General features: G+C 33.6%; 13 protein-coding genes. All 13 read left to right on the top strand.

The window, feature by feature from the left end:
* Positions 1 to 154 precede the first annotated feature (154 nt).
* On the top strand, positions 155 to 523 hold the full coding sequence (locus tag ABNK64_RS10580) for a YccF domain-containing protein (protein ID WP_291255926.1): 369 nt from the start codon (positions 155 to 157) through the stop codon (positions 521 to 523).
* A gap of 147 nt (positions 524 to 670) precedes the next feature.
* The gene (locus ABNK64_RS10575; RefSeq protein WP_349764346.1) at positions 671 to 1627 is read left to right on the top strand and encodes an RluA family pseudouridine synthase; all 957 of its coding nucleotides are present in this window, start codon (positions 671 to 673) and stop codon (positions 1625 to 1627) included.
* Entirely contained in the window at positions 1617 to 2243 is a 627-nt protein-coding gene (gene rnhB, locus ABNK64_RS10570) for a ribonuclease HII (RefSeq protein WP_349764345.1), read from the top strand. Before ABNK64_RS10575 ends, rnhB begins: the two co-directional genes overlap by 11 nt.
* Positions 2230 to 2592, top strand: a complete 363-nt coding sequence (locus tag ABNK64_RS10565; RefSeq protein ID WP_349764344.1) for a YraN family protein — start codon at positions 2230 to 2232, stop codon at positions 2590 to 2592. Before rnhB ends, ABNK64_RS10565 begins: the two co-directional genes overlap by 14 nt.
* Complete coding sequence (locus ABNK64_RS10560; RefSeq protein ID WP_291255922.1) at positions 2576 to 2785, top strand: zinc ribbon domain-containing protein; 210 nt, start codon at positions 2576 to 2578, stop codon at positions 2783 to 2785. Before ABNK64_RS10565 ends, ABNK64_RS10560 begins: the two co-directional genes overlap by 17 nt.
* Entirely contained in the window at positions 2754 to 3395 is a 642-nt protein-coding gene (locus tag ABNK64_RS10555) for a ComF family protein (protein ID WP_291255921.1), read from the top strand. Before ABNK64_RS10560 ends, ABNK64_RS10555 begins: the two co-directional genes overlap by 32 nt.
* Positions 3396 to 3417: 22 nt before the next feature.
* Positions 3418 to 4026: a chemotaxis protein gene (locus tag ABNK64_RS10550; protein WP_291255920.1), complete on the top strand. Its 609-nt coding sequence runs from the start codon at positions 3418 to 3420 to the stop codon at positions 4024 to 4026.
* Between the two features lie 99 nt (positions 4027 to 4125).
* Complete coding sequence (tpiA, locus tag ABNK64_RS10545) at positions 4126 to 4878, top strand: triose-phosphate isomerase (protein WP_291255919.1); 753 nt, start codon at positions 4126 to 4128, stop codon at positions 4876 to 4878.
* A gap of 25 nt (positions 4879 to 4903) precedes the next feature.
* Entirely contained in the window at positions 4904 to 6421 is a 1518-nt protein-coding gene (gpmI, locus tag ABNK64_RS10540) for a 2,3-bisphosphoglycerate-independent phosphoglycerate mutase (protein ID WP_349764343.1), read from the top strand.
* A 266-nt stretch (positions 6422 to 6687) separates the two neighbouring features.
* Positions 6688 to 7056 (top strand): 30S ribosomal protein S12, encoded by a 369-nt coding sequence (gene rpsL, locus ABNK64_RS10535; protein WP_005883285.1) that lies wholly within the window; start codon positions 6688 to 6690, stop codon positions 7054 to 7056.
* A 24-nt stretch (positions 7057 to 7080) separates the two neighbouring features.
* On the top strand, positions 7081 to 7551 hold the full coding sequence (gene rpsG, locus ABNK64_RS10530; RefSeq protein ID WP_005883286.1) for a 30S ribosomal protein S7: 471 nt from the start codon (positions 7081 to 7083) through the stop codon (positions 7549 to 7551).
* Positions 7552 to 7606: 55 nt separating this feature from the next.
* Entirely contained in the window at positions 7607 to 9688 is a 2082-nt protein-coding gene (gene fusA, locus ABNK64_RS10525; protein ID WP_349764342.1) for an elongation factor G, read from the top strand.
* An 86-nt stretch (positions 9689 to 9774) separates the two neighbouring features.
* A partial coding sequence (locus tag ABNK64_RS10520; RefSeq protein WP_349764347.1) for a GTP-binding protein occupies positions 9775 to 9929 on the top strand: 155 nt, incomplete at its 3' end.

Here is a 9929-nt window from a genome sequence, read left to right as displayed (position 1 = left end):
GGGTGTAGCTCAGTTGGTTAGAGCGCATGCCTGTCACGCATGAGGTCGCGAGTTCGACCCTCGTCACTCCCGCCATTTATTCAAAAGATATATATTGAGGAAAGAAGGATATACTGAGGTATGTCTATTTTTATTTTCAGAGGAGGATTAAAAAATGTCGACTATAATGAATATAATTTGGCTTTTCTTAGGAGGATTAGTATTGTCTTTTGAGTGGATAATAGCAGGTGTACTATGTATTATCTTTATAATAACAATCCCTTTTGCTAGAGGTTGCTTTGAGATGGCAGGTTCTTGTCTTACTCCATTTGGAAAAAGAGTTGTCTTAAAAAGTAGCTTTGGAGAGCCAGCAAGACCAATAACAGCTTTCTTATGGATAGTATTTGCAGGAATATGGTTAGCGATTTCACACTTAGTAATAGGGTTTGCACAATGTTGTACAATAATAGGTATACCTTTAGGAATACAGAATTTTAAATTAGTACAAGTAGCTTTTAACCCATATAAATATACATTGAAATAATTTATAGTGTTAAACTAGGGGTTTAGTTTATATAAAAATTAAAAGAAGAGGAGTATGGATAAATGACTCCTCTTTTTTCTATCTAATTATAGAAAAAAATGATATAATGTTAATGTAAAAGTTGAAGATAGGAGTAGAGATTCAGAGATGGTAATAAAAGAGAGCTTAGTAGTAAACGCTAATGAAGATGATAAAGGAAAAAGAATAGATAAATTTTTAAATGAGTTAATAGAGGATGCTACAAGATCCTATATTCAAAAAATTATAGATAATGGACTTGTAGAGATTCAAGGAAAAAAGATCACAAAGAGTGGAAATAAGCTAAAAGGAAAAGAGGTTATAACTGTTAACATACCTGAAGATGAGGTGTTAGATCTGATTCCAGAGGATATCCCATTAGATATTATCTATGAGGATAGTGATATTGTAGTTATAAATAAGAGTCCTAACTTAGTTGTTCACCCAGCTCATGGAAATTATTCAGGAACTTTAGTAAATGCACTTTTATACCATGTAAAAGATCTTTCTACAATAAATGGGGTAATCAGACCTGGTATAGTCCACAGATTGGATAAAGATACAAGTGGAGTAATAGTAGTGGCTAAGAATGATGAGGCTCATGGAAGATTGTCAGAGATGTTTAAAGAAAAAACATTGGAAAAAACCTATGTTTGTATAGTAAAAGGGATATTTAAAGAGAAGAGTGGAAGGATAGAAACTCTAATTGGTAGAGATCCAAGAGATAGAAAGAAGATGGCTGTAGTTCAAGAGAATGGGAAAAATGCCATATCTAATTATGAAGTATTAGATGAGAGTAAGAATCACTCTCTAGTTAGAGTTAGGATAGAGACAGGAAGAACACATCAAATAAGAGTTCATATGAAGTATCTAAACCACCCAATATTAGGTGACAGTACATATGGAAATGAGAGTGAAGGGATAAAAAGACAGATGCTACATGCATATAGCTTAAACTTTACTCATCCTACAAAAAATACTAAGATGTTGGCAGTGGCAGATTTACCAGAGGATTTTAAAAGAGCTGCAAAGCACGTAGGATTAGATATTTCTAAGATAGAAAGTGAGAAAAGAGATGGAGAATAATTTACTTTATCAATTTGATTTAGAAAAGGGAAAAGAGATAATTGGTGTAGATGAAGCTGGACGTGGACCATTAGCTGGACCAGTTGTAGCAGCAGCGGTAAAGTTGAAAAGCTATTCAGAGGAGTTACAAGAGATAAATGACTCAAAAAAATTAACTGAGAAAAAAAGAGAGAGACTTTTTGATAAGATAATGGAGAGCTTTGAGGTTGGAGTTGGAATAGCAACACCTCAAGAGATAGATGAGATAAACATACTTAATGCCACTTTTTTAGCTATGAGAAGAGCTATAGAGGAGCTAAAAAATAAAGTTGGGGCAGATGATGTATTGATACTTGTTGATGGAAATTTCAAAATTAGAGAGTATGAGGGGAAGCAGGAAGCTGTAATAAAAGGAGATGCTAAAAGTTTAGCTATAGCAGCAGCTTCAATAATAGCCAAAGTAACCAGAGATAGAATCTTAGTGAACGAAGCAGAAAAATATCCTGAATATAACTTTGAAAAGCATAAGGGATATGGAACAAAAGCTCATAGAGAGGTTTTAATAAAACTTGGCCCTACTCCAATTCATAGAAAAAGTTTTTTAAAGAAAATACTTGGAACAGATGAAAACAACTAAAGAGATTGGGGATATCTATGAAAAAAAAGCAGAGAATATTTTACTTTCACATGGATATCAGATCTTGGAAAAAAATTATAGGGTCAAGGGTGGAGAGATAGATATAATAGCTGAAAAAGACGGGACTATTGTATTTGTTGAAGTAAAGTATAGAAGTAATCTAAAGTTTGGCTATGGTATAGAAGCAGTAGATTTAAGAAAAATTAGAAGAATTTATAGAGCAGCTAAAATTTATTTAACATTGAATAGAGAGTATTCCAGTAGAGTTAGATTTGATTGTATAAGTTTTTTGGAGGAAAAAATAACTTGGACAAAGGATATAGCGTGGGGTGATGAAATTGGATTTTAGATGTATGAAGTGTGGTAGTGAGAGATACCAAGTAAAAACTACTGTTATCCCAGAGAAAAACCCAGGATTAAAATTGGAGATAGGAACTTACTATCTAAAAACTTGCCTTGATTGTGGATATACAGAGATATATTCAGCTAAGATAGTAAATTTGGAGAAAGATGATAAGAAAAAAGTTTGTCCAGAGTATTAAAGAGTTGATTTTTTCTCAGAGATGTCCAATTTGCTTAAGATCAAATAGTGATTCTCACTACATCTGTTTTGAGTGTTATAGAGATTTGAAGAGAAAAGGTAGTCTAAAGAATATAGAAAACTATTACTACCTTTACTATTATGATGAGAGCATAAAGAGATTAATAGCTGATTTTAAGTTGAAAAATAGAAAAAGTTTGGGAAAAGAGATAGCACTTTTAATGAAAAAACCACTGAACTCTCTTATAGGTGAAAAAAATGTAGATATTGTCTTACCAGTACCAATAAGTAAGGCAAGAGAGAGGGAGAGAGGCTTTAATCAGGTTGAAGAGTTATTAGAAGAGTGTGAGATCTCATATGAAAAGGTGTATAGAGAGAAAAATACTGAACATATGTATAAGTTTTTAAATGAAGAAAAGAGAAAAGAAAATATATATAAAGCATTTCAAAATAAGGGATTAGATTTGAATGGGAAAACTATACTGATAGTAGATGATATTGTAACTACTGGAAGTACAATTAAAGAGATGATAAAAGAGTTAACTAAGAAGAGTACTCCAAAACAGATATATATTTTTTCTTTTGCAGTTTCAAAAATTTTTAAACCATAGAGTAGAGAAGTAAGGAGTAAAAATGGAGTTATATGTAGACAATAAAAAAATGGAGCTAAAACAGAAACGGTTTAAAAGTTTTGGTAGAATGGTAAGTGAGATAAATAAACAGTTAACATTAGACAATAAGGTTCCATATAAATTCTATGTGAATGGAGAAAAATTAAGAGATAATACAATTATAAATCTAAAGGATTTAAAATTGGTAGAGGTAATAACAAAGACAGAGGGAGAGATGCTACTAGACTCAATAATGAGAGCTAAAGAGCAGATAGATCTATTTTTTGAAGTATTTGACGAAGATGATTCTGATAAAAAAGTAGCAATAGAGATCAGTGAGATAGAGATAATTGAGAGAGGAATATTTTTAAGATGGTTCTATAATTTACTGTTACTTATGAAGTCAAGTGGAGATTTGGACTTTGTGTACAGTGATTTTGATGATTATATAAATGATTTTGAACAGGAGATGCAGGAAGCTGAGAAAGCTTATGATGCTCAAGACTATGAAACTTTTGTTGAGATGTTGGAATTTTCTATCGGAGATCTGTTAAAGGATTTTTATGAAAATGCCGAAAATTACTATATGGATATTATAGATGAGCAAAATCGTAAAAGATTGCCCAATTAAGAGTTAGTAAGTGATCAATGTAATATTTGAAAATTGACAATTACTATGATAATATTTAGAATGAGAATAATATAATAAATTGCACATGGAGGTAAAATCATGAGAACAAATGTAATCGCTGGAAACTGGAAAATGAATAAAACAAATGCAGAAGCAGTAGAGATGCTTACTGAATTAAAAGGATTAGTAAAAGATGTAGAGGGAGTAAAAGTAGTAATCGGAGCTCCATTTACAGCTCTATCAGATGCTGTAAAAGCTGTTGAAGGAAGTAATGTTGAGATAGCAGCAGAAAACGTATATCCTAAATCATCAGGAGCTTATACTGGAGAGGTTTCACCTTTAATGTTAAAAGCAATAGGTGTAAAATATGTAATATTAGGACACTCAGAGAGAAGAGAGTACTTTTGTGAATCAAATGAATTTATAAATGAAAAGGTAAAAGCTGTACTTGCTGCAGGAATGACACCTATCCTATGTATAGGAGAGAAATTAGAAGATAGAGAAGCTGGAAGAACAGCACAAGTAAATGAAACTCAAATCAGAGAGGGATTAAAAGATATAACTGCTGAAGAAGCTAAAAATATAATCGTAGCTTATGAGCCAGTTTGGGCAATAGGAACAGGAAAAACTGCTACTCCAGAGATGGCACAAGAGACTCATAAAGAGATAAGAGAAGTATTAAGATCTATGTTTGGTGCAGTTGCAGATGAGATGGTAATTCAATATGGTGGATCAATGAAACCTGAAAATGCAGTAGAATTATTAGCTCAAGCAGATATTGATGGTGGATTAATAGGAGGAGCTTCTTTAGAGGCAGCTTCATTTGCTAAGATAGTTTTAGCTGCTAAATAGTAGGAAGTAGGAGGAGTAAAAAATAATGAAAAAACCAGTAATGTTAATGATACTAGATGGTTGGGGAATAAATAAGCACCCAGAGCAAAAAAATGCTATAGTTGCTGCTAACCCTGAGAATTTCTATAATTTAATGAAAGAGTATCCTCATTCAGAATTACAAGCTTCTGGAGAGGCAGTAGGACTACCTGAAGGACAGATGGGTAACTCAGAAGTTGGACACTTAAACATAGGATCAGGAAGAGTAATATATCAACCATTAGTAGAGATTTCAAAAGATATAAGAGAGGGAACAATATATAATAACCCTGTTTTAAAAGAGGCTTTTGAATATGCAGTAAAAAATGGTAAAACAGTTCATTTTGGTGGATTGTTATCAAATGGTGGAGTACACTCTCACATAGAGCATCTATATGGACTTTTAGCTATGGCTAAAAAATATGGAGTAAAAGCATATGTACATGCATTTTTAGATGGAAGAGATACTGCTCCAAAATCTGCAGAAGGATTTATAAAAGAGTTAGAAGCAAAAATGTCAGAGATTGGAGAGGGGAAAATAGCTACTCTTTCAGGAAGATATTATGCTATGGATAGAGATAAAAACTGGGATAGAGTAAAACTTGCTTATGATGCAATAGTATTAGGAGAGGGAAATAAAGCTGAATCTGCTGTACAAGCTATAGAGACATCATATGCTGAAGGAAAAACTGATGAGTTTGTTGCTCCAACAGTAGTAGATCCTCAAGGATTAGTTAAAAAAGGAGATGTGTTTATAAACTTCAACTTTAGACCAGACAGAGCTAGAGAGATAACAAGAGCATTGAATGATAAAGATTTTACTGGATTTGAGAGAGAGTATATGGATATAAAATACTACTGTATGCGTCAATATGATGCTACAATAGATGCTCCAGTAATATATGGAGAAAAGGAGATAACTAATACTTTTGGTGAAATCTTATCAAAGGCTGGATTAAAACAATTAAGAACTGCTGAAACTGAAAAATATGCTCACGTAACTTTCTTCTTCAACGGTGGAAAAGAGGAGCAATTTGTAGGTGAGGATAGAAAATTAGTGGCTTCTCCAAAGGTAGCAACTTATGATCTACAACCTGAGATGTCAGCTTGTGGAGTAACAGAGGGACTTATGGAAGCTCTAGATTCTGGAGAGTATGATGTAATAGTAGTTAACTATGCTAACCCAGATATGGTAGGACATACAGGAGTATTTGATGCTGCTGTTGCCGCTGTAAAGAAAATAGATAGATGTGTAGGAAAAGTATCTAAAAAAGTTTTAGAGCTTGGAGGAACACTATTAATTACAGCTGACCATGGAAATGTAGAGTTAATGGAAGATCCAGAAACACACATTCCATTTACAGCTCACACAACAAACAATGTACCATTTATTTTAGTTTCTGATAAATATAAAAACTGTAAATTAGAAGATGGAAAACTATGTGATATAGCTCCAACTATGTTAGAGATACTTGGACTAGCTAAACCAGAAGAGATGAATGGAAAATCTTTATTAGTAAAATAGTAAAAAACTGTTAAATTAAAAAATCAGATAAAGGGAAAATCTTACTTTCAATCACCAGTATTTATACAGAGTTCATTAGAGTAATTTTTTCCCTTTTCTTTTTAGAAAAGATAAAAAAAACTTTATATTTTTTAAAATATATGGTATAATGAGAAGGATTTATAAAATGTAGCTATATTTTTATTGACTTTTTGAAAATAAATGATTATAATATTCAAGTTATAATAATATTAAAATAAAATAAAAAAATTAGGAAGGAGGGTAAAATGCCTACTTTAAGTCAATTAGTAAAAAATGGTAGAGATACTCTATCTGAAAAGAAAAAATCACCAGCATTACAAGGAAACCCACAAAGAAGAGGAGTTTGTGTAAGAGTTTATACTACTACACCTAAGAAACCTAACTCAGCTTTAAGAAAGGTTGCCAGAGTAAAATTAACTAATGGAATCGAAGTTACTTGTTACATTCCTGGAGAGGGACACAACTTACAAGAGCACTCAATCGTACTTGTAAGAGGAGGAAGAACAAAAGACTTACCAGGGGTTAGATATAAAGTTATAAGAGGAGCTTTAGATACAGCTGGAGTTGCTAAGAGAAAACAATCAAGATCTAAATATGGAGCTAAAAAAGCGTAATTATAGGGAGGTGAACAGTTAAAAATGTCAAGAAGAAGAGCAGCAGTAAAAAGAGATGTACTACCTGATTCTAGATATTCTGATAAGGTGGTAACTAAAGTTATCAACTCAATAATGTTAGATGGTAAAAAAGCAATAGCAGAAGGAATATTCTATTCAGCTATGGATTTAATAAAAGAGAAAACTGGTCAAGAGGGGTACGATGTATTTAAACAAGCTTTAGAAAACATCAAACCACAAATCGAAGTTAGATCAAGAAGAATCGGAGGAGCTACTTACCAAGTTCCAGTAGAAGTTAAAGCAGATAGACAACAAACTTTAGCTATCAGATGGTTAACTCTTTATACAAGACAAAGAAAAGAGTATGGTATGATCGAGAAGTTAGCAGCAGAATTAATCGCAGCAGCTAACAACGAGGGAGCTACTATTAAGAAGAAAGAAGATACATATAAAATGGCAGAAGCTAACAGAGCTTTCGCACACTATAAAATCTAATTATTCTGTATAGGACAATTATTTCGTTTTAAAAAATTCGAGGAGGAAATTTTTAATGGCTAGGAAAGTTTCATTAGATATGACTAGAAACGTTGGAATCATGGCTCATATCGACGCAGGAAAAACTACTACTACTGAAAGAATCCTATTCTATACAGGAGTAGAGCACAAACTTGGAGAGGTTCACGAAGGTGGAGCTACAATGGACTGGATGGAGCAAGAGCAAGAAAGAGGTATAACAATTACTTCAGCTGCTACAACTTGTTTCTGGAGAGAGCATAGAATAAATATAATAGACACACCAGGACACGTGGACTTTACAGTAGAGGTTGAAAGATCTCTAAGAGTTCTAGACGGTGCTGTTGCAGTATTCTCAGCAGTTGATGGAGTACAACCTCAATCAGAAACTGTTTGGAGACAAGCTGACAAATATAGAGTACCAAGAATCGCATTTTTCAACAAAATGGATAGAATTGGTGCTGACTTCAGCATGTGTGTAAACGATATTAAAGAAAAATTAGGTGCAAACCCTGTACCTATTCAATTACCAATCGGAGCAGAAGATAACTTCGAGGGAGTAATCGACTTAATAAAAATGCAAGAAGTAGTATGGCCAGTTGACTCAGACAACGGACAAAACTATGAAATAAAAGAGATCAGAGCTGAATTATTAGAGAAAGCTGAAGAGTTAAGACAACACATGTTAGAGTCAATAGTTGAAACTAGCGATGAGTTAATGGAAAAATTCTTTGGTGGAGAAGAGATCAGCGAAGATGAGATCAGAGTTGCTTTAAGAAAAGCTACAATAGACAACGTAATCGTTCCAGTAACTTGTGGAACTGCGTTCAAAAACAAAGGAGTTCAAGCACTATTAAACGCTATAGTTGATTATATGCCAGCTCCTACAGACGTTGCAATGGTAAAAGGAACTGATATGAAAGATCCTACTATCGAAATAGATAGAGAGATGTCAGATGAGGCTCCATTTGCAGCATTAGCATTCAAAGTAATGACTGACCCATTTGTTGGAAAATTAACATTCTTCAGAGTTTACTCTGGAATAGTAGAGAAAGGATCATATGTTCTAAACTCTACAAAAGGTAAAAAAGAGAGAATGGGAAGAATTCTTCAAATGCACGCTAATAAAAGAGAAGAGATCGACGCAGTTTACTGTGGAGATATCGCAGCAGCAGTAGGATTAAAAGAGACTACTACTGGAGATACTCTTTGTGCTGAAGATGCACCAATCGTTCTTGAGAAAATGGAATTCCCAGAGCCAGTTATCTCTGTTGCAGTTGAGCCAAAAACAAAAGCTGACCAAGAGAAAATGGGAATCGCTTTATCAAAACTAGCTGAGGAAGACCCTACTTTCAAAGTTAAGACAGATGAAGAAACAGGACAAACAATAATTTCAGGAATGGGAGAACTTCACCTTGAAATTATCGTAGATAGAATGAAGAGAGAATTCAAAGTTGAATCTACAGTTGGAAAACCTCAAGTTGCTTACAGAGAAACTATACTTGGAACAACTGACCAAGAAGTTAAATATGCTAAGCAATCAGGAGGAAGAGGACAATACGGACACGTTAAAATTATCCTTGAGCCAAATCCTGGAAAAGAGTTTGAATTTGTTAACAAAATCACTGGAGGAGTTATTCCTAGAGAATATATTCCAGCAGTAGAAAAAGGATGTAAAGAAGCTCTAGAAAGTGGAGTTGTAGCTGGATATCCTGTAGTTGACGTAAAAGTAACTCTTTATGATGGATCTTACCACGAAGTTGACTCATCAGAGATGGCGTTTAAAGTAGCAGGATCAATGGCTGTTAAACAAGCTGCTGCTAAATCTAACCCAATAATCCTTGAGCCAGTATTCAAAGTAGAAGTAACTACTCCAGAAGAGTACATGGGAGATATCATAGGAGACTTAAACTCTAGAAGAGGAATGATCAGTGGAATGATCGATAGAAACGGAGCTAAAATAATTTCTGCTAAAGTACCTTTATCAGAGATGTTTGGATATGCAACTGACTTAAGATCTAAATCTCAAGGAAGAGCAAACTATGCAATGGAATTTGCTGAGTATACACAAGTACCAGCTTCTATCCAAAAAGCTATTCAAGAACAAAGAGGAAAATAATAATCTTTGTTAAAATAAAAATTAAAAAGGTTGGTGAGAAATCACCAACCAAAACTAATAAATAAAAAATTAGGAGGAGAATTTAAATGGCTAAAGAAAAATTCGAAAGAAGCAAACCGCACGTTAACATTGGAACAATTGGACACGTTGACCACGGAAAAACTACTACAACAGCAGCTATCTCTAAAGTACTAGCAGACTTAGGACTAGCTCAAAGAGTTGACTTTGAAAACATCGACGT

The organism is Fusobacterium sp. SYSU M8D902, assembly GCF_040199715.1.
Taxonomy (GTDB): domain Bacteria; phylum Fusobacteriota; class Fusobacteriia; order Fusobacteriales; family Fusobacteriaceae; genus Fusobacterium_A.
This window is presented reverse-complemented; position numbering and strand designations above follow the sequence as displayed.

Bases quoted from the DNA above. Each gene is read 5' to 3' on its own strand.
- ABNK64_RS10550 (WP_291255920.1), top strand. From the start codon at position 3,418: ATGGAGTTATATGTAGACAATAAAAAAATGGAGCTAAAACAGAAACGG.
- ABNK64_RS10560 (WP_291255922.1), top strand. From the start codon at position 2,576: ATGAAATTGGATTTTAGATGTATGAAGTGTGGTAGTGAGAGATACCAA.
- rpsG (WP_005883286.1), top strand. From the start codon at position 7,081: ATGTCAAGAAGAAGAGCAGCAGTAAAAAGAGATGTACTACCTGATTCT.
- rnhB (WP_349764345.1), top strand. From the start codon at position 1,617: ATGGAGAATAATTTACTTTATCAATTTGATTTAGAAAAGGGAAAAGAG.
- ABNK64_RS10580 (WP_291255926.1), top strand. From the start codon at position 155: ATGTCGACTATAATGAATATAATTTGGCTTTTCTTAGGAGGATTAGTA.
- ABNK64_RS10555 (WP_291255921.1), top strand. From the start codon at position 2,754: ATGATAAGAAAAAAGTTTGTCCAGAGTATTAAAGAGTTGATTTTTTCT.
- gpmI (WP_349764343.1), top strand. From the start codon at position 4,904: ATGAAAAAACCAGTAATGTTAATGATACTAGATGGTTGGGGAATAAAT.
- ABNK64_RS10575 (WP_349764346.1), top strand. From the start codon at position 671: ATGGTAATAAAAGAGAGCTTAGTAGTAAACGCTAATGAAGATGATAAA.
- fusA (WP_349764342.1), top strand. From the start codon at position 7,607: ATGGCTAGGAAAGTTTCATTAGATATGACTAGAAACGTTGGAATCATG.
- tpiA (WP_291255919.1), top strand. From the start codon at position 4,126: ATGAGAACAAATGTAATCGCTGGAAACTGGAAAATGAATAAAACAAAT.
- rpsL (WP_005883285.1), top strand. From the start codon at position 6,688: ATGCCTACTTTAAGTCAATTAGTAAAAAATGGTAGAGATACTCTATCT.
- ABNK64_RS10565 (WP_349764344.1), top strand. From the start codon at position 2,230: ATGAAAACAACTAAAGAGATTGGGGATATCTATGAAAAAAAAGCAGAG.